The 24479-nt window shown below is 36.6% G+C and carries 24 protein-coding genes; 12 read left to right on the top strand and 12 right to left on the bottom strand.

Annotated elements, in window-relative coordinates; all coding sequences use genetic code 11:
* Nucleotides 1-315: 315 nt before the first annotated feature.
* The gene (locus VBZ51_RS09325; protein ID WP_416576740.1) at nucleotides 316-753 is read right to left on the bottom strand and encodes a hypothetical protein; all 438 of its coding nucleotides are present in this window, start codon (nucleotides 751-753) and stop codon (nucleotides 316-318) included.
* Nucleotides 754-1306: 553 nt separating this feature from the next.
* Here VBZ51_RS09325 and VBZ51_RS09330 point away from each other — a divergent pair.
* The 7 genes from VBZ51_RS09330 (at nucleotide 1307) to VBZ51_RS09360 (ending at nucleotide 5358) form a co-directional block, all read left to right on the top strand.
* Nucleotides 1307-2629, top strand: coding sequence for a 2TM domain-containing protein (locus VBZ51_RS09330; protein WP_416576741.1), 1323 nt, complete (start codon nucleotides 1307-1309; stop codon nucleotides 2627-2629).
* A gap of 21 nt (nucleotides 2630-2650) precedes the next feature.
* Nucleotides 2651-3103 carry a pyridoxamine 5'-phosphate oxidase family protein gene (locus VBZ51_RS09335; RefSeq protein ID WP_416576742.1) on the top strand — a complete coding sequence of 151 codons (453 nt, stop codon included), beginning with the start codon at nucleotides 2651-2653 and terminating at the stop codon, nucleotides 3101-3103.
* Nucleotides 3104-3246: 143 nt separating this feature from the next.
* Nucleotides 3247-3531 carry a 2TM domain-containing protein gene (locus tag VBZ51_RS09340; protein WP_416576743.1) on the top strand — a complete coding sequence of 95 codons (285 nt, stop codon included), beginning with the start codon at nucleotides 3247-3249 and terminating at the stop codon, nucleotides 3529-3531.
* 18 nt (nucleotides 3532-3549) lie between these two features.
* Nucleotides 3550-3840: a 2TM domain-containing protein gene (locus VBZ51_RS09345; protein ID WP_416576744.1), complete on the top strand. Its 291-nt coding sequence runs from the start codon at nucleotides 3550-3552 to the stop codon at nucleotides 3838-3840.
* On the top strand, nucleotides 3831-4178 hold the full coding sequence (locus VBZ51_RS09350) for a 2TM domain-containing protein (protein ID WP_083365675.1): 348 nt from the start codon (nucleotides 3831-3833) through the stop codon (nucleotides 4176-4178). The genes VBZ51_RS09345 and VBZ51_RS09350 overlap by 10 nt, the downstream gene beginning before the upstream one ends.
* A gap of 1 nt (nucleotide 4179) precedes the next feature.
* Complete coding sequence (locus VBZ51_RS09355; protein WP_416576745.1) at nucleotides 4180-4539, top strand: 2TM domain-containing protein; 360 nt, start codon at nucleotides 4180-4182, stop codon at nucleotides 4537-4539.
* 54 nt (nucleotides 4540-4593) lie between these two features.
* Nucleotides 4594-5358 (top strand): LytR/AlgR family response regulator transcription factor, encoded by a 765-nt coding sequence (locus tag VBZ51_RS09360; RefSeq protein WP_071339673.1) that lies wholly within the window; start codon nucleotides 4594-4596, stop codon nucleotides 5356-5358.
* Nucleotides 5359-5382: 24 nt separating this feature from the next.
* Here the strand turns inward: VBZ51_RS09360 and VBZ51_RS09365 are convergent, their stop codons facing one another.
* Nucleotides 5383-6588, bottom strand: a complete 1206-nt coding sequence (locus VBZ51_RS09365) for an LETM1-related biofilm-associated protein (protein WP_416576746.1) — start codon at nucleotides 6586-6588, stop codon at nucleotides 5383-5385.
* A gap of 202 nt (nucleotides 6589-6790) precedes the next feature.
* Between VBZ51_RS09365 and VBZ51_RS09370 the strand changes: the two genes are divergently transcribed.
* From VBZ51_RS09370 to VBZ51_RS09380, 3 genes are all read left to right on the top strand, one after another.
* Nucleotides 6791-7501, top strand: a complete 711-nt coding sequence (locus VBZ51_RS09370; RefSeq protein ID WP_058103121.1) for a DUF4331 family protein — start codon at nucleotides 6791-6793, stop codon at nucleotides 7499-7501.
* Nucleotides 7502-7523: 22 nt separating this feature from the next.
* Entirely contained in the window at nucleotides 7524-8294 is a 771-nt protein-coding gene (locus tag VBZ51_RS09375; RefSeq protein ID WP_071339670.1) for a DUF4331 family protein, read from the top strand.
* A gap of 132 nt (nucleotides 8295-8426) precedes the next feature.
* A complete protein-coding gene (locus VBZ51_RS09380) occupies nucleotides 8427-9704 on the top strand; it encodes a tetratricopeptide repeat protein (protein ID WP_416576747.1) in 1278 nt (425 codons plus the stop codon).
* A 345-nt stretch (nucleotides 9705-10049) separates the two neighbouring features.
* Here the strand turns inward: VBZ51_RS09380 and VBZ51_RS09385 are convergent, their stop codons facing one another.
* Nucleotides 10050-12293, bottom strand: coding sequence for an efflux RND transporter permease subunit (locus VBZ51_RS09385; RefSeq protein WP_416576748.1), 2244 nt, complete (start codon nucleotides 12291-12293; stop codon nucleotides 10050-10052).
* 131 nt (nucleotides 12294-12424) lie between these two features.
* Nucleotides 12425-13216, bottom strand: a complete 792-nt coding sequence (locus tag VBZ51_RS09390; protein WP_416576749.1) for a DUF547 domain-containing protein — start codon at nucleotides 13214-13216, stop codon at nucleotides 12425-12427.
* Nucleotides 13217-13425: 209 nt separating this feature from the next.
* Between VBZ51_RS09390 and VBZ51_RS09395 the strand changes: the two genes are divergently transcribed.
* Nucleotides 13426-14130: a glycosyltransferase gene (locus VBZ51_RS09395; RefSeq protein WP_074674271.1), complete on the top strand. Its 705-nt coding sequence runs from the start codon at nucleotides 13426-13428 to the stop codon at nucleotides 14128-14130.
* Entirely contained in the window at nucleotides 14123-15166 is a 1044-nt protein-coding gene (locus VBZ51_RS09400) for a VOC family protein (RefSeq protein WP_416576750.1), read from the top strand. Before VBZ51_RS09395 ends, VBZ51_RS09400 begins: the two co-directional genes overlap by 8 nt.
* Nucleotides 15167-15175: 9 nt before the next feature.
* Here the strand turns inward: VBZ51_RS09400 and VBZ51_RS09405 are convergent, their stop codons facing one another.
* The 8 genes from VBZ51_RS09405 to VBZ51_RS09440 form a co-directional block, all read right to left on the bottom strand.
* The gene (locus VBZ51_RS09405; RefSeq protein WP_058103114.1) at nucleotides 15176-15358 is read right to left on the bottom strand and encodes a hypothetical protein; all 183 of its coding nucleotides are present in this window, start codon (nucleotides 15356-15358) and stop codon (nucleotides 15176-15178) included.
* A gap of 166 nt (nucleotides 15359-15524) precedes the next feature.
* Nucleotides 15525-16319: an anti-sigma factor domain-containing protein gene (locus VBZ51_RS09410; RefSeq protein WP_416576751.1), complete on the bottom strand. Its 795-nt coding sequence runs from the start codon at nucleotides 16317-16319 to the stop codon at nucleotides 15525-15527.
* Between the two features lies 1 nt (nucleotide 16320).
* Complete coding sequence (locus VBZ51_RS09415) at nucleotides 16321-16857, bottom strand: RNA polymerase sigma factor (protein WP_416576752.1); 537 nt, start codon at nucleotides 16855-16857, stop codon at nucleotides 16321-16323.
* A 74-nt stretch (nucleotides 16858-16931) separates the two neighbouring features.
* Entirely contained in the window at nucleotides 16932-17525 is a 594-nt protein-coding gene (locus VBZ51_RS09420; RefSeq protein ID WP_058103111.1) for a superoxide dismutase family protein, read from the bottom strand.
* A 148-nt stretch (nucleotides 17526-17673) separates the two neighbouring features.
* Nucleotides 17674-18312 (bottom strand): YceI family protein, encoded by a 639-nt coding sequence (locus VBZ51_RS09425; RefSeq protein WP_416576753.1) that lies wholly within the window; start codon nucleotides 18310-18312, stop codon nucleotides 17674-17676.
* A gap of 28 nt (nucleotides 18313-18340) precedes the next feature.
* Nucleotides 18341-19066 (bottom strand): DUF2490 domain-containing protein, encoded by a 726-nt coding sequence (locus tag VBZ51_RS09430; protein ID WP_340158416.1) that lies wholly within the window; start codon nucleotides 19064-19066, stop codon nucleotides 18341-18343.
* A gap of 34 nt (nucleotides 19067-19100) precedes the next feature.
* Nucleotides 19101-21020 (bottom strand): S9 family peptidase, encoded by a 1920-nt coding sequence (locus VBZ51_RS09435; protein ID WP_416576754.1) that lies wholly within the window; start codon nucleotides 21018-21020, stop codon nucleotides 19101-19103.
* A gap of 34 nt (nucleotides 21021-21054) precedes the next feature.
* Nucleotides 21055-24291: a VPS10 domain-containing protein gene (locus VBZ51_RS09440; protein ID WP_416576755.1), complete on the bottom strand. Its 3237-nt coding sequence runs from the start codon at nucleotides 24289-24291 to the stop codon at nucleotides 21055-21057.
* Nucleotides 24292-24479: the final 188 nt, after the last annotated feature.

The raw sequence follows: 24479 nt of genomic DNA on the forward strand, positions 1-24479 counted from the left end.
AATTTGAAATAAAAAAGCAGCAAAAGCATGAAGCCCTTGCTGCGCGGGATAACAACTTGATAAATCAATCTGTTTCCTAAATTATTAAAGAAAAAACTTGTTTTTTGACACAGTACCTAAGCGTAGTGCGGAGGTAAGGAAACTTTTCGTTTCCGCCTACGCACGAAGCTAAAGCTTTTGGTTTAGTTTTATTTTTTCTTGTCTTAAGCTAAATCCCAAAGATTTAGCGACTTTATAAATATACACAGACCTTTCGTTTTTGCCCTAAAGTCCGCATTACGTTTAGGTATTGTTGTAACACGTTTTTTTTCGCATTTATAGAGGTTTTACATAAAGTCCAACTACATTATATGCGGTTGCTAATTCAAATCCAGATTCCGTACATATTTCGGTATTTTCAAAATTACGACACGCAGCAATGTCCAGATAGTTAACTGGTTTGGGAATAGTGTAATTCTCGTTTTCAGGCGGCTGTCTGTCCGTTAATTGTTTTACTTTAATGAAATAAGAATTTCCATTTTCAAGCTTAGTCCCTTTAAAAGGTTTAGTTGAAGATTTTTTGGATACTATTCTAAACTGCTTGTTTTTATCTTCGATGTTAATGACATAATAGTTTTCTATCGAGTCTATTTTTACAACTCTCGCGGTCATTTCTAATCCCAATTCAAAGGGTATAGTTTTTGATTCTAGCACATTTTTTTGAGTTCCACAAGAGATAAATAGTAAAACCAAAATAGAGAATAGTTTGTTCAAGCTGATATTTTTTAAAATGCCCTTCAACTAAAATAAATTTATGGAAATAATGGTAATACTTAATAATAGAACTATGAGAAAGAAAAGATTACGAGCCCATTTTTCTTTAGTTTGCTCTACTTCAAGGCTAGTTTTGCCAAGCTTTATAAGCAGCCACCAAAGAAACCCTCCAAAATCTGTTAATAATCTGTATCTCATTGGTTTTTCCTAAATCTCCTTTTTTTGCAAAATGTGTTACAACAATTGTATATATGCACAATTGCACATATATCATATATATCATTGCCTAAATCTAGAGGATTTTAATAATTACGGAAAGAAAAATCCATCAAAAAATATCTGTTTATAATATTGTACTATAGTTTAATACAAAATGTATAACTGGTTTTCATGACAGTTCAGTATCAAAAATCTACAATTGGATCCTTATTTCTTTTAATTGGGTAGAAAAGGCTTCATGTTTGCTTTTGACAGGGGTATTATTAGAAAGAGGTATACTTCTAAAATGAAATCCCTAATTTTAAAAATTAGAAAGCAATAAACAAAAAGGTGCATGGGTAGTTTTTTAAAGGTGGTAAGAACGGCAATTATCATAGCGCTGGTTATGGAACTAGTTCGGTTGCTTTTAACTGATTGGGAAAGCATAACCTTATATCGTGAATTGGAATTTACGGGAATAGCCTTTCTCTACTCTTTTGCACTTTCTATGGTCAATATGTATTTCAGCGACTTTATTTCAAAAAAATATAGTTGGGAGAATGATACCAAAAAACGCTTATGGTACGGTGCCGCGGGCTCTATTATACTAACGGTCTTGGCATTTGGTCTGGTACGTGCATTTACCGAGGTATATATTTTTGGGCATAGCTTTAAGGAGTATATAGCAGGAGAAAGAGTAGAGTATTATTTCTATGCCTTAGTGGTAACATTAGTAGTTTCCTTATTTCTACATGCCTTTTACTTTTACAAAGCGCTACAAGATACCAAGGTAAAGGAGCAGAAAATTATTGCAGGTTCGGCATCGGCAAAATTCGATGCTTTAAAGAATCAACTTGATCCACACTTCCTCTTTAATAGTCTGAACGTACTTACCAGTCTCATAGAAGAAGACCCTATGCAGGCCCAAAAGTTTACTACTTCGTTATCAAAAGTGTACCGCTATGTGCTGGAGCAAAAGAGCAAGAATTTAATATCTGTAGATGAAGAGCTTAAGTTCGCCAGAACCTATGTACGTCTATTGAAAATGCGTTTTGAAGATAGTATCGTTTTTGAAATTCCAGATGAGGCAACAAACCCAGAGGCTAAAATAGTACCGCTGTCACTTCAGCTGTTGTTAGAGAATGCGGTAAAGCATAATGTGGTTACTTCGGCCAAACCATTGCATATTAAGATTTATGAGGAAGATGGTTACTTGTACGTTACCAATAACCTGCAAGAAAAGCAAGTGGTTAAAAAGAGTAGTGGTGTGGGCTTGCAGAACATTCGCCAACGGTATGCCATTCTTACCAAAAAAGAAATGCAAATCTTTAAGACCGGCACCGAGTTTAAGGTACGTTTACCTATGTTGACCAATACCATATCTTTTAAAGAGACACAAGATGAGCATATAAGCGCTAAACGATATGAGAAGGCTAAACGTCAGGTAGAAGAAATTAAAGGCTTCTATGGTAACCTTACATCATATTGTATTGTAATTCCGATCTTGGCCTTTATAAATTATAGGACCACCAGTTTTATCTGGTTTATTTTTCCTGCCATTGGTTGGGGTATTGGTCTACTGGTACATGGGCTTAAGGCTTATGGCATTAACCCCATACTGGGTAAAGATTGGGAAGAAAGGAAAATTAAACAGTATATGGAAGATGATAGGTTCTAATACGACCAAAAGTAACATATCATGAAAATCACAGATCACATAAAAGATTCTATGAATGAGAGTGTATTATGTTGGTTGGCAACAGCATCTATTGATCTGGTACCCAATGTATCCCCAAAAGAGATTTTTAGTTTTCTTAAAGATGATGTGATCATCGTTGCCAATATAGCATCTCCACAAACGGTAAAGAATATTAGGCAGAACAAGAATGTTTGTATCAGTTTTATAGATATTTTAAAGCAGAAAGGTTTTCAGCTTAAAGGAACTGCTGAAATTATTCAGAGAGACCACCCAGTCTTTGCTAAAATGGAAGAAGTGCTTTTAGAACTTACCAAAGGAAACTTTCCGTTTGCAACCATTACCAAAATTAATGTTCATAGCGCCAAGCCTATTATAGCCCCAAAATATGTGCTATATCCTGAAACTACGGAGCAAGAGCAAGTAGAAAGTGCCAGGAAAACATACGGTTTATAGTCCCTGTTCAATCTTAAATCTTCTTAAACTACAATTCAGTCATCAAAAATTACAATTGGGTATTTCATTTTTTAAAAACCTGGGTTATCTGCCGAAATTTGAAGTATAGAAATTAAAACAGGATTAACCTAAAACCTTTAAAGATGGAATCAAACTTCACAAACGATCAAAATTACAGATACCAAAAGGCTAAAGAGAAAGTACAGGCGATCAAAGGCTTTTACGGTAATTTATTGGCATACTGCATTGTTATTCCAATTTTGGTCTATATCAATTATTCAACCACCAGTTTCCCTTGGGCAATTTTTCCGGCATTGGGTTGGGGTTTCGGGTTGGTTATGAACGGTCTTTATGCCTATGGGTATAACCCACTTTTCAGTAAAGATTGGGAAGAGAGAAAGATCAAAGAATTTATGCAAAAATCGTAACCTAACAAATTGAAGATCATGGAAAACGCAAAATATAATAGAGCAAAAAATAGGGTAGAGGAAATCAAGGAATTTTACAACAAGGTGCTCTCTGCCATAGGAACAATTATCATAGTAGCAAGTATTAATTATTATTTGAACGAATGGGAATATGCCTGGTTTCTTTGGGTGGTATTAGGTTTAAGCATAAGCTTGTTTTTTAAAGCAAATAAAATCTTTAACTTGAATCCGTTTATGGATCGCGATTGGGAAGAGAGAAAGATGGATGAATTTCTACAGGAAGAAGAAAACGCAAAAAGATGGAAGTAATGGAACTCAACGAATTTGAATACGCGGACAAATTGGCAAGGGCCCGTAAAAAGGTCAATGATATAAAGGCATTTTATAGACATGCTACGGTGTACGTATTGGTCAACATATTTATTATTATAATTACGGTTTCGGCAAGAATGTCCGGTGGTGAGTCTTTTTCAGAAGCGTTCTTTCATTTTGCTACGTTTTCCACACCATTCTTCTGGGGAATAGGTTTGGCATTCCATGCCGCCAAAGTTTACAACAAAAATATGTTGTTCAGTAGGGATTGGGAAGAAAGACAGATCAAGAAATTGATGGAAAAAGATAAAAAAGAAGCGGATAAATACAGGTAATATGGAAACCACAGCAATTGAAAACAATCATAAACTGGCTTATGCCAAGCAAAGAGTACTTGAAATCAAGAATTTTTATAAGCACCTAGGTACATTTTTAAAATTGAATTTTCTAGTGCTATTATTTAAAATTCAAGTGTTCGATAGATTTATAGGTGATATGGATCTAGACGCCAAATTTGTGTATTGGTTAGAGTGGAACATTTACAGTATACCTATTATTTGGGGTGTTGTTGTAGCCTTTCATGCACTTTATGTTTATGTATTAAAGTATAAAGATTGGTCTGTGTTCAAACCCAAATTTTTAAAAAATTGGGAGCAAGAAAGAATCAATGAAATTTTAGGGCGCAATGATCATTAACCAAGAATTATAATTTTCAATTATCTTACATATACCCACCAAACCAAATTACCTATGAGAACCATTATAATAGAAGATGAAAAGCCTGCAGCGCGTAGATTGGGCAGAATGTTAGAAAGTTTAGAGCTTGAAGTTTCTACAATGTTACATTCTGTTGATGAGGCTATACAATGGTTTCAAGAGAATGAACATCCAGATTTGATATTCTTGGACATTCAACTATCTGACGGACTCTCATTTGAGATTTTTGATGTTATTGAAGTGCACAGTGCCATTATATTTACTACTGCTTTTGATGAGTATGCGCTTAAGGCCTTTAAATTAAATAGTATTGACTACTTGTTAAAACCAATAGATGATGAAGATTTGGAGCAGGCGGTCAAGAAATATAGAAAACGCTTTAAGGTAGAAAGTGAGCCTAATAAAATTGCCTTAGATTTTGAGGATATTAAAAAGTTATTGGTTAATCCGTTAGAGCGCGAGTATAAAAAACGTTTTACCGCAAAGGTAGGACAGCATTTAAAGATTATAAATTCAGAAGATGTAGAGTGTTTTTATAGTGAGAACAAAGGCACTTACGCGGCAACAAAAGATGGTCGTAATTATTTATTGGATACTACTTTAGAGCAGTTAGAGGATGAACTTAAACCACAGGTATTCTTTAGGGTAAGTAGAAAGTTCTTTGTGAATATTGACCATATAAAGGATATAGTATCCTATACGAACTCTAGGTTACAGATCAAGCTAAAGAATAATAACGACCATGAGATTATTGTGAGCAGGGAAAAAGTTAAGGACTTTAAGCTTTGGTTAGAATAGAATTTTCAATTATTTGAAAGTGAACTATTTGCGATAAAGGTCTTCTTCTTCGTCAATTCTGTTTTCATCAAAGGCCGATGGTAACAGCTTTGGAATTAACTTAATAAATATAGGAAGCAGAATTGCCCCGCCCGGTAATATAAAAATCGCTAAAGAAGGTATGCTCTTAAAAATATCCAACAGTTGATTTTGAACCTTCCTCTTTTCTTCATCACTTAAATCTCTTACGGTAGATTTAGATAAAAGGGCTACCAATTCTGCACTTTGAGAAAGCTCTTTATGTAATCTTTTGCTATTGCGTAAAATAAGTTTCTTGACAATTTTACCCATGCTGTCGTAAAATTGCTTGGCTAAATTCTTTTCCTTTAAATAAGGAATGGTATCAAAATTAAGTTTAAAAAATTCGGTAACGTCGGTAATGGAGGTTGAGATAATAGTATTGTCAAAACCAAGGTCTTTACCAATGCCAAAAATAAAATCGGACTCCGTATAATCTAAAGAATGGTCTTCCCAAACGGTTAAACAGGCCATATCAAGTAAATACCTGTTTTCCCAATTATCCTTATTGTTCAATAGTCTTTCCCTGTAAGAACCATCAAAATTGTTTTCGGCACAGTTAATATAGGTTAATGATGATGCCAATAATTGCGAAAGCTTATTGTCTTTTCTGTCCAATTCCTTAGAACTTAAAGCATGGTAGCTAATATTTATGGCCAAATATTCAATTTCTTCCGCCTTTTCCTTTAAAGCGGGGTAGTCGTTTAAAAAATGCTTAAAAAGTAGTACATCTATAAACAGTAATGAATTTGTAATAAGACTATTAAAAGTTTTACTGATAATATTATCCTCAATATATATTCTAGAGGTCATCAACTTTTCTAGTTTGGCAGAAGTTTTATTACCGGTAAACCACTTATCAAAAAAACTCTCGTTGTTGATTTTTAAAATTTCATAAAATTTGAATACCCGTTCTATAAATATGGAATAATCTTCGCCACCTTCAATACGGTAGGTAAAATACAAGGCATGTAGTAGGTTGATTTTAGCCTTCTCATCTTCAGAAAGGGTATGCTCCAATACAATAAAATCTGGTATGCTGGCATTTAGCCCGTATACAAAACCGCTTTTCTTTAGGGTAGTGTATAGCGCTTCAAAAGTGGGGAATGCATCTTGGTGTTTTTGCACCAACGAACCATATTTCTCGATCCAACCAGAGGAAGACGGGTTCATAATCTTAATAATTTAACACAGCAAAGTTAGCTAATTATTAATTCAAACCTTTTTATAAATAAGTACTTCTACACTATAAATGGTTTTTTTGATGATTTGAATTTTAAGGATTTGGAATAAAATTAAATTTTTTTTAAGAAAAAATGAACCTTCTCTTTTTTACTGCGTAAGTAAGGGTGATTCTAATCTAAAAAAAGAGATAATGAAAAAATCAAAATTATTTATGGGACTTGGGGCTTTGGCCCTAGTAGGAGGTCTTTTAGTAGCGGCAGATCATATTGATGCGCCTAGCTCTATGGGAACCACGGCAGATATTGCCGATTTTTATGCTTTTGAACCAACTGAAGGTTCAGACAATACCGTTTTTGCGGTAGATCTTCAATCTAATGTATTGCCAGATTTGGCTTATGGTACGTTCGATGAAAATGTATTACTGGAAATAAATATTGATACCGATAATGATTTGGTAGAAGATTTGGTAATACAAGCTATACCAAGAGATGGTAAAATGTACTTTTTTGGTCCGGTTGCACCAAGCGAAACAGGTTTGAACGGTTCAGTAATGGTAGATGCACCATTAGGTTCAGTTGACATTTCTGCTGAAACTGCTATTGTAGAAACTACGGATAGTGGAGTTTCTTTATTTGCAGGTCCTAGACAAGATGCTTTTTTCTTTGACTTTTTTCAGTTCAATGAAGTAATTGGTGGTACGGCCCCACTAGGTTTTAAACCAGCGGGTGATCCAGATTCTACAGATGATGACGATGAAACTGCAGTCGATACTTTTGATGGCGCCAATACAATGGCCATAGTTGTTGAAATTCCTAATAGTCTTTTAGGAACTACAACGGGACAAAATGCCTTGGGTCTAGAAGTATATAAGACTTGGGTAACTACAAATGTTAAGCAATAATAACTTTTTAAAAAATAGTAAGATGAAATTTAAAAATATAAAATATACGTTTTTGTCTCTTTTGGCAGTAGCCGCATTAGCTTCTTGTAGCGATGATGATGACAATACACCAGTAGTGGTTACACCAACATGTGATGATGGTATTATGAACGGTGACGAAACCGGAGTAGATTGTGGTGGTACATGTACCCCATGTGAAGATGCTATGGAACCAATGGAGCCAGACTTTACAGGTACTTATGCCCAAGTAGATTTTATGGGTAGACCAGGTATCAATACGGTATTAAGTGCAGATGGTGATATTAAAGATGCTCATAACATGTCTATTCCTTCAGAAATGGCTGCAACATTTCAAGCAGATTTTGAAGCAAGGTTAGAGGCATATCATGATGTGTATGCTAACATTTTAGGAGCTGATCCTGCAGATGTAAACTATGAAAACAACATATTAGGTTTAGATGCACCTACATTAACAGGTTACTTGGCTGCCGATGTTTTAGAGGTTGCTCCTAACTTACCTACCACATACTTTAATCCGGGTACCGATTTTGATAATGATGGAAGAATTTTGGTTCCAGATGGTGATGAGGTTGCTTTGACAGGTAGAACTCCACAAGATGATGTTATTGATGTGTCATTGATTTTATTGTTCGGTGGTATGGAAGGAGACCGTTTTAGTGGTCAAGATACCGATGATGATGGTATGGCAGATTTACCAAGATTGACCTCAGATGGCGTTGGGCTAACGGCCACTGTAGGTACTACGTTCCCATATTTGGGAGCACCAGAATAAGAAGTTGCCTTCACCTTACTTATTGTTAACGGTAGGTAAGATTGGCACATCCCTAAATTGTTTATGAAAGAGAAGGGAAGGGAGGGTTGAAAGGCCCTCCCTATTTTAAACGATCCACAAAAAAACAACCTTATGAAATTAATAAAGCTTTTAATAGTAGTGTTACTGGTATCATCTTGTGATACTAAGAATCATGATGCAATTGCAAACAAAAAAGATTACGATAAATATTTAGTTGCTAACGAGGTCAAGACCACATCAAAATATTTTGATCTTTGGAATTCTAAAATTAGATCAGACAGTATGCAGCTAACCAGTTTTGGTGTAGTAGGCGGGGAGTACAGTAGGTATTTTCAACAAACTGGTGATATAGCGTTTTTAAAGAAGGCTGAAAAAAGTTTAAAAAAAGCCGTTGATATTGCCAATATAGGTAAACCCGGTTTTTACAGGTCGCTGGCCAGAAATTATATTTCCCAGCATCGTTTTAAAGAAGCCCTTCAGTTAGCAGATTCTGCAGCGGCAATAGGTGGTGATAAAACAGAAACCCAAAGTTTGTACTTTGATGTTCATATGGAACTAGGAAACTATGATGTAGCAGAAAGCTATTTAGATAGTTTAAAGAACATGTCAGATTTTGGATACATGATCCGTGTGGCAAAATGGAACGATTACAAGGGAGATTTAGATACGACCATAAATTTTATGGAAAAGGCTAGAACGAAGGCCGAATTGTCTAAAAATAATGATTTAATGTTATGGAGCTACACCAATTTGGGCGATTACTACGGGCATGCCGGTAGAATTGAGGATTCATACAATCATTATTTAAAAGCGCTGGAAATTGACAACAACAATGCATACGCTAAAAAAGGTATTGCATGGATCGTATTTTCCAATGATAAGAACTCTAAAGAGGCCATTCGCATTTTGGACTCCGTTACTAAAACTTATGATGCACCAGATTATTTTCTGTTAAAAGCAGAAATTGCCGACTATTCCGGTGATGACTTAATTCGTACAAAGAATTTGGACGAGTACTTTACCCGCGTAAAAGATAAAGCATATGGTGATATGTATAATGCCTATAACCTGGGCTTGTACATTGGTGAAACCAAACAATATGACAGTGCCTTGATTTTGGCACAAAGGGAGGTAGATAATAGGCCTACACCAGAATCTTATAGTTGGCTGGGCTATAGTCACCTTAAAAATGGGGACAAAGAACAGGCTATGAAGATTATGGATACCTACGTATACGGAAAAACATTTGAACCTGCGCTGCTTTACCAAGCTGCCGAGGTATACAAGGCAAACGGAAAAGAAGACAGAGTTAAGAAAATTAAAGGAGAATTAATAGGAGCCATTTATGAACTGGGTCCTGGTATGGAAAAGCAAGTCCATGATCTGTAATTGATAGCCCAATTATTTTCATTTCATGTTTGTTTTAGGTTGGATTGTTTTTTTTTCAACGCCACGATGTAAAGTCGTGGCGTTGTTATTATTATGCATTTCGTCGAATTTTTTGTTTTTTTTAACAGGCGCATAGATGAAATACATATATTTATCGACCAAATACATTTTAATGTGCGCCCCACGACCTTAAAATGTGAACTAAAAGTAACCAAGTAAACCAATTAGTGTTATGGAATACCTACTCTTTACATTATGGATCAGCTTAATGATTTTATTGGTCGGCAAAACTATAGTTGCCTACAGGTCTTTGCAAAAGACATTAAATCGTACCAATAGCTCTATCTAAATCAATTTTCTTAGCAGCACCGGTAATAATAGTAAATCTAATATCAACGCTGTTACCAAGGTTACACTAATGATCAACCCAATGGTAACACTGGGCTGATGAATAGAAAACAGCATTACCATAAATCCGAAGAACAATATAATGGTTGTAATGACCAGGGCTCTACCTGTTTGTGCAAAGGTTTTTTCAATGGCCGCCTCTTTTTCCAGCCCTTGGGTAATTCCTAACTTGTATTTTCCTAAAAAGTGAATGGTGTCGTCTACCGCAATTCCAAATACTATGGCGAATACCACAGATAACGATGCTTCTAACGGAATACCCAGAAAACCCAACATGCCACCTGCAAATAAAATAGGTAGGATATTGGGCACCAATGAAATCAAGAATATTTTAATATCCTTGAAAACAAAAGCCATGATGACCCCAATCAATAATAAACCATAGAGTAATCCTTCAAGAAGACTACTTCTTATGTATTCGGAATTTTTATCCAACAAAATACTCTTACCCGTTACTTTTATTTTAACCAGTGAGGTGTCTAATTGGGTTTTGGCAAAAGCATCAATGTTTTCATAAACCACTTTTAAGTTGTCTGTTCCAATATCTTGTAACCGGCCATTGATACGTGCAATAGATTCATCTGCATTTACAAATTTTGCAAGCTGTTTACGTGCAAGTTTACGCGTATCTTTTTGATATTTTAAGAACGTTTTTTTGTCTTGTGGAAGTTTAAAGAAAGCCGAGTTGTTTAGGTTATTGGCCTTGTTCAATATTTTATAGGCAAGGTTAGAAGATTGTAAGCTCCCTATACTTTCAATTGTTTTAAGGTACGTAAGCAATTTTTCAATTTCCAAAGCCACTTCATATTCGGTTACCTTATGGTCATCAACACCCATTACAGCAATTTCCAAGGGTCTAAATCCTGCATAATTGTCCTGAAAATATTCAAAATCTAAGGCAATTTTACTTTCAGAAGGTAAGGTCTGTTTAAGTTCTTGGTTGGTCTGCACCATATATATACCTAAAATACAGAGTGCGGTAAAAAGTACAGTACCGGCAATAATGGTTTTAGGAAAATTTTTGGTGAACGTATTGATCTTTAATAAGTAATTGACCCAATTTTCTGATATGCTTTTACGCCCCACCAACGATTTTTCCGGTAAACTTATTAGCAATGATCCTGTTAGGAATATTACCGTAATATAAGCTACCAAAACACCAATGGCGGCATTGATTCCAAATTCTTGAATGCTCACTAATCTAGATGATAAAAGCGTCACAAAACCAACGGCAGTAGTTACAGAGGTAAGTAAGGTAGTCATACCCACTTCTTTTAAAGATGAGGTTATGGCCGCATATCGTGGAATACTACTTTGTAGTTTTCGTATATAACTATCGGTTAGGTGTATAACATCAGAAGTACCTACAATGAGCATTAATACTGGGTAAAATGCTGCCATGGCGTTCAATTCTTTGCCTAGCCAGCCCAAAAGCCCCATAAACAATAAGAGTGACATGGCTATCGAGAAGACCGAAATTAAAACTACGGGCATACTTCTGTACACCAATAGAAGAATAATAAACACCAAAATAGAAGCTACTATAGTGGTTGTCAATACTTCGCTCTTTTGCATTTCTACAATAGCTTCATAAAAGAAGGCTCTACCAAGAATATGGTAATTGGGCAGATTATTCGCCTTTAAAGATGCCCTAATTTGATTTAAAAGTTGTTTAGACTGCTGGTAATTGAGGTTGTCTACGGTTTGTAAGGCCAGTACCATTGATTTTCTGTCCTTAGCAATAAGCGTATTAATGAATAAGGAATCAGATTTTATTTTGTCCCAATCTTGTTCATATAAACTGGGGTCGTTGATATGGATAATGGGCAACGTGGTATAACCAAAAGATGTCTTTAGAGGGTAGGATAACGAGGTGATAGAGCTACTTTCCAATACAAATTCAAAATCCTTGCTTTCTTTGGAAATTGCCTGGAACTTTTTTAGAAAGTCTTCTTGAAATACGTCTGTAGGGTTCTTTACGGCAATGAGTAAAAAATTGTCATCAGTACCAAATTCTTCAACATACTTATCATAAAAAGCCAAATCAGGATCTTCTTCAGGAAAAAACTGACTAAAATCGAATGAAAATTGGAGCTCATCCAATTTAGAGACCGCCAATACGCCTAGTAGTATGAACAGTACAACAAAAAACTTTTTAAGGAAACCAAAGTCAACCTTCATAGAAAAGTATAAATCTATTTCGGGTGCAAATTTAACACTCTATAAGCTAATCAACGTACTAAGAACCAAATAAGAATATTTCTTATGTTGGGGTAACTAATAACTAAAGAACCCAAAACAACATACTATGGCTACAATTCTATAAAATTGTCCAAATAAAGGGTCCAGTCATAGTTGGTGTATTCAATATCTACATCTTTTGTAGAAGGTATGATATCGTTTTTTTTCAAGATTTTTTTAACACCGTTTTTTCCGCCAAAATCTCCCCTAAACCAATTGAATAATGATGTAACCTTAACTACATTGGTTTCTGTATTAAACTCACTTGTTTTTTCTAGATGTTTTTTTGTGCCTATTTCTAACTGTTCTGGTAGGCGTTCCCATTCATATATGGCTACTGGCGGACAATCTTTGGCGCCACAGTTCAACGCAAAATGTATATTGTACACAGGTTTGTCAACTCTTAGTTTTCGTTCAAATTTGTTAGGGAACCATTTGCGTATATAGCCTAAACCATATTCCCATTGAGATTTTCTAATAAGACCATGTTCAATTTTTGCAAACGAAACCATTTCACCGGCAATCTTAATTTGCTCCAATTTAAAAAAACTGCCACGGTCATCATATAATTCAGGATTATTCTGCAAAATAACCTGTATATAAGCATTGTAAATATTCAACCAAAACGCCAAACGTTTATCATTGGTGTCAAGAGCGGCATCCAATTCCTTAATGGTGGTATTTGCTAAAATATTTTGTATTTCCTGAGTATCTTCTTCGGCTTTTATTTTATGTAGGAAAGATTCTGATAGCTCATTGAAGTCAACGCTATTGTCACCAGCTTCCGTTTGTGCCTGTAAATTGGTTTTAGCCGTACATGATAATGCAAATAGAGCAGCTAAAAAATATAGTCTTAATTTCATAATGTAGTTTTAGGTCACCTTACTTACGTAAATGTATTTGAAAGGTTTGTTATACCTTGGTCGAGTATATATTTAATTGTTTACGTTAATTTTTTTAAAATTATAAAGCCAGTATTAAAACTATTTTGATCAACTTACGTAAATAAACAAAAGTTGGTGTCAATCAAAACAATAGTAATTAACCAAATTTCTACGAATCAACCAGTTATATGATCAGTATAATTATACCTGCCCATAATGAATATGATAATCTACAGCGACTTTTTAGTATTGCATGTTTTTTAGAGCATAATAAATTAGTAGAAGTAATTGTAGCCTTGTCACCCGGTAATTCTGACGATATTGAATTGCTTGAATGTAGTAGCAAGGTAAAAATACTGCGTTGCAAGAATAAGGGTAGGGCTTCTCAAATGAATGAAGCGGCTAGTATGGCATTGGGCAATACTCTGGTTTTTTTACATGCAGATGTAGTACCGCCTGCTGAATTTATAGATAACATATTGCAAAGTTTAGAAGATGGCTATGATGCAGGATTTTTCTCTTACCGATTTGATAAGGATAAATGGTATTTACGAATAAATGCAGCCTTTACGGCTAAAGACGGCTTGTTTACAGGTGGCGGTGATCAATGCCTATTCATTAGGAAAGAAGCATTTGAACAGCTAGGCCGTTTTAATGAGCAACAGGTGCTTATGGAAGATTTTGAATTTTTTGCAAGGATGAAGAAAGAGCGGATATCTTACACCATAATAAAGAACGATTTGGTAGTTTCGGCACGTAAATATGAATCTAATTCGTATTTACGGGTCAATTTGTCCAATTTCATCTTAGTGGTACTTTTTAAGTTGGGATATCCAGGAAATAAATTAAAATCGCTTCATAATAAATTGATACGCACCCCATATAATGGTTGAAATAATTAACGGTATTCAACAAATAGGCATTGGAGTATCAGATGTCAAAAAAGTATTTAATTGGTATAGAAACCATTTAGGTTTTGATATTTTATTATTTGAAGATGAGGCAGTTGCGTCATTGATGTCTCAATATACCAATAATAAGGTTGAGAAAAGGGAAGCGTACCTATCGCTCAACATGACCGGTGGTGGTGGTTTGGAAATTTGGCAATTTAAAGACCGAATTCCAGTAGCATCTGAAAATCCTATAAAATTCGGCGATTTAGGTATATACGCTATGAAGATAAGATGTGGTAATCTTATGAAAATGCACACGTACTTAAAAGAATTAGGGGTACTTAATTTATCGCAGATAAGCCATACCCATAAGCCAAATTTCTATTTTAACGACCCCTTTGGAAACCGTGTTCAGCTGGTAGAAGATATGTATTCCTTCTCTAAGCAGTCTTCATTAAATGGGGGGGTGCTAGGTGCTGTTATAGGGGTAAGTGATATTACGAAATCTATGGCGTTTTACTCTACTATGCTGGGGTATACTAAAGTGGTGTACGATGCAATAGATACAGTTTTATCCACCGATAAGAAAAAGTGCAGAAGAGTAATATTACAGCAAGAACGTACGTCTGTTGGTGGTTTTGGAGACCTTTTGGGACCTACGCAACTAGAACTTGTTCAGCTGCTAGATGAAAGGCCAAACAAGATATTTAAAAATAGGCTATGGGGCGATTTGGGTTACATTCACCTATGTTTTGATGTATCAGGTATGGCTGTGATAAGGGAAAAGGCGATCAAGAACAACTCTCCTTTTACGGTAGACAGTGCCAACAGTTTTGATATGGGCGACGCCGCCGGTCATTTTAGTTATATGGAAGACCCAGATGGCACGTTGATAGAATTGGTAGAGACCCATAAGGTACCTATCTTAAAAGCGCTAGGTTTGTATCTAAACCTAAAGAAAAGAAATCCAAATAAGACCTTACCTAAATGGCTAGTAAAGAGCCTTGCCCTACACAGGGTTAATACAGACCGTTGATTCTATGGGCTAATTTTGGCTGGTATTTCTTATGAGTCCTATACCCGAAAAGAAGAAAATGGCACCTAAAACACCATAGACAATAAGTTGTTTTGTTGTTCCGCTGCTATTAGCGAATAATATTGCAGTATAAACCAGCCCACCGATTCCTAATAAGGTAAGCACCGTTCCAAAAATTTTCTTTAAATCCATGGTGGAAAAATAATAAAAAAAATGGGCAGTTTTTATAAACTGCCCATTAATACATGATTTTTTATTGGCACCGCCAAAGGGTTTAACACCCCTTAGGCTTGCCTTCTAGTTTAAACGTTTATTTCCTTTATATGCCTCATGGGCTTGCCCGGAGGTGTTTTACTTCTTATGAAGCATTGACGACCCCAAGGGTATACAATTGTTCAAGGGTTGGTGATTCGCTACCACCAGCAGGTTCTAAGGTAATACCAAATGCCTCTGACTCATTAGGATTATTTAATGCAAAGACTTTGTTTTCATCTGTTGCAAAATCTTCAAGAAGACCCATACTGGTTGGTGTAAGCGGTGAAAGTTTAAGAGACCAAACCTGGTAAACAAAACCATCTGGCGGTTCTGGCAGCCCTTTGGCATCTATAAATACTTTTTCTTCTTGTTTGTTCCAATACGCCTTGGCGTATGAATTAGGTGAAACGTCTTGCCCTCCTAAAGGGATAACACTAATATTCTTATCTCTAAGTGTATTCAATAATTCTTGGGTCTGTTCTAAAGAAGAATCGGTATCGGCAATTTGCTGCTCCAAATCTAAATTCTGCTTTTCTACTACTTCAATGTTAGATTTCAAATCTTGATTTTGCTGATACATCCAGAAGAGTCCTACAGCCAATAAAATAGATGCAGCCCAACCCATATAAGATAAGAATGGAGTACTACGTTTTTCATTCATATCAACTACCTTGACCTCACCATTAATTCTATTCATCAATGCTTTAAATGAATAATGATATCCTGGTGAAGCTTTTCTGGACAATTCTAATATTGAAGCCTCAATTTCCTCGATCTCCTTTTTTATTTCTGGATACTCCTTGGCATAGTTGGCAATCTCAAGATTTTCTTTCTCTGAGAGTGTACCGGCTACGTAAAGCTCCAAAATTCCCGATGCTATGTATTTTTCTACATCCATACTATCTTACCTCCATATTCTCCCTTAATTGGGAAATGCAACTTCTATTTCTTGTTTTTACAGTGCCTAAGGGAATTTCCAATTCTTCTGCAGCATCTTTTTGTGTATAACCTCTAAAGTATAACAGTTCAATGATCTGAACACATTTTTCCTTTAAATTATTAACAAGTTTTCTTAGACCTTTAGTATCTACAGATGAACTTTCTTCTTCTTCCCTGTGCTGTAAAATACCTACGAAGTAATCTGCGGAAAGATTCTTTTTATCATTTTTATACGACCTACTGCGTATTTCATCGATAGCTGCATTTCTGGCTATGTTAAGGATCCATGTGAAAAATCTACCTTTAGAAGAATTATAACTTTCACAGTTATTCCAAATCTTTATAAATACGTCTTGACAGATTTCTTGGGCCAAGGCATCGTTTTTTACTATGGTATGGATAACACCACAGATATTTTCACTATACATGCCATATAGCTTTTCGAAAGCCAAAGGGTCTTTCTTTTTAAATTGATCAACCAATAGGTCTAATTGCATATTAAATATTTTGTAACGGTTAAAAATAGAAAAAGCTGTTCTAAGAACAGCTTTTATCCGAAATATTATTAACCCTATTCAATAATACCGGCACAACTAACACGTGCACCTGCATCACCACTAGGTTGAGAAGTGTAATCATCAACACCTTGGTGTACAATAACCCCTTTTCCTAAAATGTTCTTATTTTCATCATCACAGCCAATACACCATTCGTCTGTTGAAAACTCAACTTTGGCGTTACCCTCGGCATCTGCGTTAAAGTTACCTATATCACCTTTATGATATCCTTCACTTGCTCCCCATTTACCATGTGGCTCATTTGTTGGGTTCCAGTGTCCTCCAGCAGAAGAACCATCGGCTGCAGTACAGTCTGCCGTTTGGTGAATGTGTATGGCATGTTCGCCTTCGCTCAAGCCAGATAACATGGCTACCATATCAACTTCGCCATCATCTTCAGTAAAAATGACTTCACCTTTAACATTGCTATCACTTTTTGGTTCAAGCATAAACTTCACAACAGTATCTTGTTCTGTCATTTCATTTTCTGCCTCATCCATTAATTCTTCCATTTCCTCTTTAGCCTCTGATGCTTCTTTTTTTACTTCTTTGCAACTGAAGACAGCCAATAGTGCCAACAGTGCTAATTCAACTTTTAATATTTTCATGTTAATCTATTTTAGTGTGAAGCAACAAATTAGCCAATAAATAATGTAATATCAAGTAGTTAAGTGCATAGAGCAATACTTTTAATCTTTAGTGATAAAAAAAGAGGAGCGTTAACGCTCCTCTTTATCTATACATATATAATAGGTATTATTTTTTATCCAAAAGCACTTCTGCTTTAACGGCAACTTCGCTCCAAGTTTTGCTCACACCATCTTTACCGGTATGTAAAATTTCACAAGCCTTGTTTATAGAGGCAACGGCATCTAAAGCGTTCCAGTTTTCCAAATCCATTACACCACTAAAAGTAATTTTGTTGTCGCCATCCATTTCATAGGTAAGGGGTATATTTTGGGTTTCACCATTTAAGGTAACTTCTATAGAGCTATTTTCGCCTTCTACCTTAACCACACCAGAAATAAGCTCGGTATCTTTTAATACTCCAAAAAAGAATTCTAAAAGCTTTGGGTCTCTAGTACCGGTAGGGTCATTGGTAAACAAACTGCTTACGGGAATGCTAAATTCAGTTCCGTTTAAAGCTTCCATAGCAGTTGCTCCACTTGTTGTATTAGTAAAGTTTATCTTTTTGAACATACCGCCAACTGGCACTTTATCAGTTGTTTTGTATGCGGTAAAACTTACCTTGGTAGAGTCTTGAACCAAGCTATACATATCAGTAGTTTCTGCTGTGGCTTCAACATTTTTAGAATCTTCACTTTTTTTAGCGTCCTTGCAACTTGCGAAAATGATCAATAAGGCACTCGCGAAAGTCAATGCTATTTTTTTCATAATAATGTAGTTTGTTTATGGTATAAATTTACTTCTTCTTTTTAAAAATGCCACGCAGATCGGTGTTATAAAAAACACCAATTTGTAGGCGATCGTAATTAGCACCTGTAAAGTGATTTTTTAAGTAGCCAAATTGCATGCTTAAATCTTCGGTAACATTAACCCCAAGTGCGGCATAGGCACGGTTTTGACCAAATGCACTGTCTTGTAGATTTATGAAAATCTCATCATAGAAATTCAAGAAAAAGATATCGGTTAGGGGCAAGGTCATTTGAATTCTATAACGGGCTCTGTGCAATGTGTTGCTTTCACCTGTAAAATTGTTTTGGACAAACCGCTGCTCTAGGCGGTAACGATGTTCAAAATTAAATTCCCACACTTTATTTTTAAGAATGAACTGCTCAAATATTCGATGTTCAGAAATAGAGTTATTATTGATGAGAGCATCACCCCCAATAACGTCAAATTCACTGAACGTTGGGTCGGTTTCAATAAAGCCGTAGCCTAAAGTAGCGATAGCATCAGGGTTAATGTGATAGTTGATACCCGTACGCAGCAACAACTGGTTAAAGTTCGAAGCCATTTCATAATATCTAAATTGTGCTTCGGTATGTATACTCCATTTATCGGCAATTTTATTGGTTCCAAAATACATGAACCAACTACCAAAATCGTCTTCTCCTGTACCGCCACTTTGAGCATTTATTTGATTAATAGTTGCTAATAATACTAGTAACGTAAAAACTTTCTTCATTCTTTAATTTAATATGAAACTTAAAATTTTGGCTTTACTTATCGCCTTCTTCAATGGGTGTTGCTTTATCCTTCTTCAAATACAAATCTAAAAAATCTAAAACCCTACTATACGCTTCAATCTGATTTTCTTTTTTTACAAAACCATGACCTTCATCTTCAAAGAGCACGTATTCTACGGGAACACCGTTCTTTTTTACACCTGCAACAATTTCGTCAGATTCTACTTGTAATACTCTAGGGTCTTGCGAACCTTGTAAAACAATTAAAGGTTTGGTTACCTTATCGGTATGAAACAAAGGGGAAATCTCTTTTAACCTTACGGAATCTGCACTGTATGGGTCTCCTAATTCTTTATATAAGGCATCTTTAAAAGACTCCCACCATGGCGGTATACTTTTTAATGTTCGTACCCAATTGGTTACGCCAAACAAATTTACCCCAACGGCAAACTCTTCTGGGGTATAGGTCAATGCCGCCATAGTCATATAACCACCGTAAGAGCCGCCAATGATTCCAATTTTATTAGCATCTATTTCTGGCTGTTGGGCAAGCCAATTTTTGCCTTCTACACAATCTTTTAAATCCTTATCGCCATGGTTTAAATCATCCATTTGATAAAAAGTTTTGCCATAGCCGCTACTACCTCTGTTGTTAACGGCTAGCACGGCATACCCGTGATTGGTCAAATATTGAATAAATGAGCTAAAGTTCTGTCTACTTTGTCCGCCCGGTCCGCCATGAACCCAAACCAATGCAGGTACTTTGGTGTCCGCACTTGCCTGGTGGGGCTTGTAATAAATGGCAGGAATTTCAACCCCATCAAAAGACTTGTAACGTATTACTTCTGCGTTCACCAAGTCTTCACCATTTATTTCGCTATTTAGAACATTGGTCAACTGGGTCTGTTCTTTGGTTTCTAAATTATAAACGAACAAATTAGAAGGGGTGTGTGACCCACCGGCATAAAAACGCATTAGTTTTTCATCATCTGAGAAATCTACACTGGTTACGTCCAAACCATCCAAAGAAGGAAGAGCAACATTTTCACCGGTGCTAACATTCTTTATTTCAATGACATTCTTGGCATCTTCGTTAATATAAGTCACTTGATAGGTACCGTTTTCCGTAAAATAGGAACCCCATATATCCCAATTTTTCTGCATCACCTTTTCTCTGTTGCCAGTGGCAATATCGTACTTCATTAAATAAGAGAATTCCTCTCCATCATCTGTGGTATAATACAAGGAAGAACCATCATTGGAAAATCCAGAGCTACTGTTGGCGCTTTGATTTTCATTGATTTTGGTCAGTTTCTTATCCGATAAAGTGTAAATAAACAAATCGGAATCATTGGTATTGATCGGCTTGCCCAAGGTTATATATTTCTTGTCCTCGGAAATTCCGTCAATGCTATAGCCTTCCGTATTTTCATAGATCAGGGTAGGCTCTAGAGTTTCTAGGTCCATTTCATAGATATCATCATTTCTAGGGTTTCTCTCATTAGAAGTATAGTAAAAACTCATATCATCTTCTGCCCACCCGTAGAACGATGCACGGGCACCTTCTGCCGGTGTAAGGTCGGTCTGCGTACCGTCTAGATCTCTGACGTAAATATGAAATATCTCATCACCATTTCCATCCATTCTAAACAACATGCGTTCATCTTTTGGAAAATAGGATATGGCGAATACAGATGCACTGTCAGACATAGTAACGGGAGTCAACTCACCGCCGCTTGTAGGCACTGTGTACATGTTGTAAATACCAGATCTATTACTTGAGATAAGTAATTTAGAATTATCAGGGGAAAAACTACCGCCACCTATGGCTTCGTTATCCATCATTTGTTTGATGGTATAGGTCTTCATCGTTTCTGCAATAGAAGGTTTTTTAGGTTCTTCTTTACAGCTTAAGATAAGCGTAAACACAAAGCAAGCCATTAGGTACTTCATAGTAGTGGTTTTTAGATTGTTAGACTTCTACATATTAATTCAAATTAAATACTTCTGTTTCTTTAAAAGGTGATATATCTAAGCTTTTCATATTAGTTTGGTATTCTACCCATTCTTTGGCGAAGAAAGCATTTGTTTTTTGTAGCGCGCTCTGCAGATCATCTTTGGCAAATTGCATTAATTGTTTTTCCGTTGCCGTCATGCCGGTTTTTCTAGATCCTACGTAGCGCCTTGCAATTTGAATACGTTGCATTACCGTCATTTCTTTGCTACGGGTTATTCCTTGCCTTTTATCGACCTTGCCTAAATATATAGCGGTGATAGAATCTATTTGTTTAATGATGTTTTTAGAGGCGTCTATTTGATCCTTATACTTTTTATCGTCCTCTTTTTTCAGGTCTTTTTGCAATTTCTCTGCAACCTCTTTACTTTTTGCCAATTGCTGTACCGCATCTGCTGCTGTCTGCATGTATGATTCCAATTCTTTTCCGTTTGCATAGGCTTCATTGATCCCTGTTTGAGAAACTTCTAAACGTGGGTCTGATTTTACCGTAATCGTAGTTTCTTCTTCCAGATCACCGTATAACATTTTTATGGTATAGGTGCCTGGTTTTACGTCTAAACCGCCAGACTCTTTCTTTTTGGTCTGTACTTTTCTAGAAGGCCTATCCGCGCCTTTTTCATCCATTCCCCAGTAAATTCTGTGAAATCCTGCTTTTTCTGGAGTCTTGTATTTTAAAGTACGGATCAGTCTATCGCCATCGTAAAAATCGAACTGAACGGAATCTTTCTTTTGAACTCCGGTCAACGCAACGCTATCTGTTTTTTCTTCTGTTTTTTCTTCGGATGAATCCTCTTTTTTACCCTTCATGCCCTTGCCCTTTTTGGCAGCTTTTTTACCTTCCTTTAAATAATAGGTAATCATAGCACCGGACTTTCTATTTTCACCTTGGTAAAGACCATCAGCACCAAAACGACTGCCTGTAGGTTGTTGGTAGGATGCCTGATATGCCGTTGGCGGAGTAAATAATTCTATTTCCTTGTTTAAAATGGTAGCATCTGCGGCTAGAGCTCGTAACGGACGAATATCATCCAAAACCCACGCAGCACGACCAAATGTACCGATAACCAAATCCTGCTCTCTTGGGTGAATGGCTAAATCTTTGGTAGAAACCGTAGGGAAACCTTCTGTCCATTTTTGCCATTTGTCCCCTGCATTGAAAGAAACATACAATCCGTCATCGGTACCCAAGAATAATAAATTAGGGTTTTCAGGATCTTCAATAATAGATAAGGTATAGCTTTCTACATCTGTAGCATCAACAATTCTTGTCCAAGTTTTACCGTAATCTTTAGTTCTATATGCATATGGCGTATAATTGAATCTTCTGTAATCGTTGGCGATCAACAATGCTTCACCCTTATTACGGGTAGATGCCTTTATTTGCGGAATCCAACTTCCTTTAGGTAAGCCTTTGATGTTTGCGGTTACTTCTGTCCAGGTTCCACCTCCGTTTTGGGTATAGTGCACACGACCGTCATCGGAGCCTACCCAAAGCATATCCTTTTCAACTGCAGAGGGTTCAATAACTAAAATTGTGGTATGGTTTTCGGCACCCGTAGCATCCATGGATAAACCACCACTTTCACTTTGTTTTTGTTTTTCTGGATCGTTCGTAGTTAGGTCTGGGGAAATCACTTTCCAAGTCAATGCCTTATCCGTACTCTTATGTACAAACTGACTACCAAAATAAACGGTACTGGTATCAAAAGGATCTTGACTAATGGCCGAGTTCCAATTGAAACGTAGTTCGGTTTCCGCATCTGGTGGAGTAGGGCGCACAATGTAGTTATCACCAGTTACATGATCAAAACGTTGCACGTTACCTTGTTGGCTCATGGTATACCCATATCTGGAATCTACAGGATCGGGAACAACATCAAAACCATCACCAAAACTAATTTCTTGCCAGTAGCTATTACGAATTCCCTGTACTTTCCAAACATAGGCAGGTCCTCTCCAAGAACCGTTATCTTGCATACCACCATAGACATTATATGGATATTCATTATCTACCGCAATATGGTAGAATTGCGCAACGGGAAGGTTGCCCACAAATCGCCATGTTTTTCCGCCATCTTTAGAGATATTGAGTCCGCCATCATTACCGTCCATCATAAACTGTCCGTTTTCTGGGTGGATCCAAAAGGCGTGATGATCGGGGTGTACCCCGTTGTCCGCACGGTATGCAGGCATCAGTTGCGTAAAGTTTTTGCCGCCATCTTGCGAAACGTTCACATACGTGAATACGGAGAATACCCTGTTCTCATTTTCTGGGTCTACGTAAATTTCAGAGTAATAGAAAGGTCTGTTACCTATATCGCTCTTATCGTTTACTTTTTTCCATTTAAAGCCGCCATCTTCAGATTTGTACAACGCATTCTTTTTAGCTTCAACCAAGGCATAAATAACCTCAGGTTTTCCCGGAGCAATGGCTACACCAATTCTACCCAGGTCACCAGCTGGTAAGCCATCTTCCTCACTTAATTTTTTCCAGTTTTTACCACCATCGTGGGTCATGTAAAGTCCACTACCTGCACCACCGGAGTTAAAGAACCAAGGTTCGCGCTTGTGTTCCCACATGGCGGCGATCAGCTTATTAGGATTGGTAGGATCCATAATAAGATCTGCTACCCCTGTTTTGTTATTTACGAACAACACCTTTTCCCAAGTCTCGCCACCATCGGTAGTCTTAAAAACGCCGCGTTCTGGGTGTTCTCCCCAAGGAGATCCAATAGCACCTACATAAACGGTGTTAGGGTTCATGGGGTCTATTTTGATTCTATGAATATGTCTAGTTTTTTCAAGACCCATAGATTTCCAGGTCTTTCCACCATCAAGGGATTTGTACACTCCGTAACCACCGTTTAAGCTATTTCTTGGATTACCTTCACCTGTACCGGCCCAAATTACGGACGGATTACTTTGTTGAATAGCAAGCGCACCAATAGATGCGGTCACTTCTTTATCAAAAATAGGTTCCCATTTTACGCCACCGGATGTAGATTTCCATAATCCGCCAGAAGCGGTACCTACATACATAATATCCGGATTGTCATTGACAACATCAATGGCGGTTACACGGCCGCTCATACCACCGGGACCAATATTACGGGGCTTTAAGTCTTGAACCAGGTCCATTTTAAAATCTTGTGCAGAAACGAAAATAGATGCGAAAAGCATCAACAGGGAGAGTAATCTTCTTGTCATTTGAGTGGTTTGTTAGTTATGTTTCTAAAAATAGCGGAAAAGAAAAGGAAGTATTCTTAAAAGGATGTTAACAGTATGTAGTTTTGAAGAATCCGTAATCCTTTAACAGTTTTTGGTTGCTCGTTGCTCGTTATTCGTTGATGGTTGTTCGTTTTTCGTTGTTGGTACACAGTGTTCAGTGTTCAGTG

Origin of the sequence: Maribacter sp. HS (genome assembly GCF_048059195.1) — a bacterium.
GTDB classification, from domain to species: domain Bacteria; phylum Bacteroidota; class Bacteroidia; order Flavobacteriales; family Flavobacteriaceae; genus Maribacter; species Maribacter dokdonensis.

Bases quoted from the DNA above. Each gene is read 5' to 3' on its own strand.
- VBZ51_RS09385 (WP_416576748.1), bottom strand. From the start codon at position 12,293: ATGAAGGTTGACTTTGGTTTCCTTAAAAAGTTTTTTGTTGTACTGTTC.
- VBZ51_RS09440 (WP_416576755.1), bottom strand. From the start codon at position 24,291: ATGACAAGAAGATTACTCTCCCTGTTGATGCTTTTCGCATCTATTTTC.
- VBZ51_RS09335 (WP_416576742.1), top strand. From the start codon at position 2,651: ATGAAAATCACAGATCACATAAAAGATTCTATGAATGAGAGTGTATTA.
- VBZ51_RS09425 (WP_416576753.1), bottom strand. From the start codon at position 18,312: ATGAAAAAAATAGCATTGACTTTCGCGAGTGCCTTATTGATCATTTTC.
- VBZ51_RS09410 (WP_416576751.1), bottom strand. From the start codon at position 16,319: ATGGATGTAGAAAAATACATAGCATCGGGAATTTTGGAGCTTTACGTA.
- VBZ51_RS09380 (WP_416576747.1), top strand. From the start codon at position 8,427: ATGAAATTAATAAAGCTTTTAATAGTAGTGTTACTGGTATCATCTTGT.
- VBZ51_RS09430 (WP_340158416.1), bottom strand. From the start codon at position 19,066: ATGAAGAAAGTTTTTACGTTACTAGTATTATTAGCAACTATTAATCAA.
- VBZ51_RS09365 (WP_416576746.1), bottom strand. From the start codon at position 6,588: ATGAACCCGTCTTCCTCTGGTTGGATCGAGAAATATGGTTCGTTGGTG.
- VBZ51_RS09360 (WP_071339673.1), top strand. From the start codon at position 4,594: ATGAGAACCATTATAATAGAAGATGAAAAGCCTGCAGCGCGTAGATTG.
- VBZ51_RS09375 (WP_071339670.1), top strand. From the start codon at position 7,524: ATGAAATTTAAAAATATAAAATATACGTTTTTGTCTCTTTTGGCAGTA.
- VBZ51_RS09390 (WP_416576749.1), bottom strand. From the start codon at position 13,216: ATGAAATTAAGACTATATTTTTTAGCTGCTCTATTTGCATTATCATGT.
- VBZ51_RS09330 (WP_416576741.1), top strand. From the start codon at position 1,307: ATGGGTAGTTTTTTAAAGGTGGTAAGAACGGCAATTATCATAGCGCTG.
- VBZ51_RS09415 (WP_416576752.1), bottom strand. From the start codon at position 16,857: ATGCAATTAGACCTATTGGTTGATCAATTTAAAAAGAAAGACCCTTTG.
- VBZ51_RS09405 (WP_058103114.1), bottom strand. From the start codon at position 15,358: ATGGATTTAAAGAAAATTTTTGGAACGGTGCTTACCTTATTAGGAATC.
- VBZ51_RS09350 (WP_083365675.1), top strand. From the start codon at position 3,831: ATGGAAGTAATGGAACTCAACGAATTTGAATACGCGGACAAATTGGCA.
- VBZ51_RS09345 (WP_416576744.1), top strand. From the start codon at position 3,550: ATGGAAAACGCAAAATATAATAGAGCAAAAAATAGGGTAGAGGAAATC.
- VBZ51_RS09420 (WP_058103111.1), bottom strand. From the start codon at position 17,525: ATGAAAATATTAAAAGTTGAATTAGCACTGTTGGCACTATTGGCTGTC.
- VBZ51_RS09340 (WP_416576743.1), top strand. From the start codon at position 3,247: ATGGAATCAAACTTCACAAACGATCAAAATTACAGATACCAAAAGGCT.
- VBZ51_RS09355 (WP_416576745.1), top strand. From the start codon at position 4,180: ATGGAAACCACAGCAATTGAAAACAATCATAAACTGGCTTATGCCAAG.
- VBZ51_RS09400 (WP_416576750.1), top strand. From the start codon at position 14,123: ATGGTTGAAATAATTAACGGTATTCAACAAATAGGCATTGGAGTATCA.
- VBZ51_RS09395 (WP_074674271.1), top strand. From the start codon at position 13,426: ATGATCAGTATAATTATACCTGCCCATAATGAATATGATAATCTACAG.
- VBZ51_RS09435 (WP_416576754.1), bottom strand. From the start codon at position 21,020: ATGAAGTACCTAATGGCTTGCTTTGTGTTTACGCTTATCTTAAGCTGT.
- VBZ51_RS09370 (WP_058103121.1), top strand. From the start codon at position 6,791: ATGAAAAAATCAAAATTATTTATGGGACTTGGGGCTTTGGCCCTAGTA.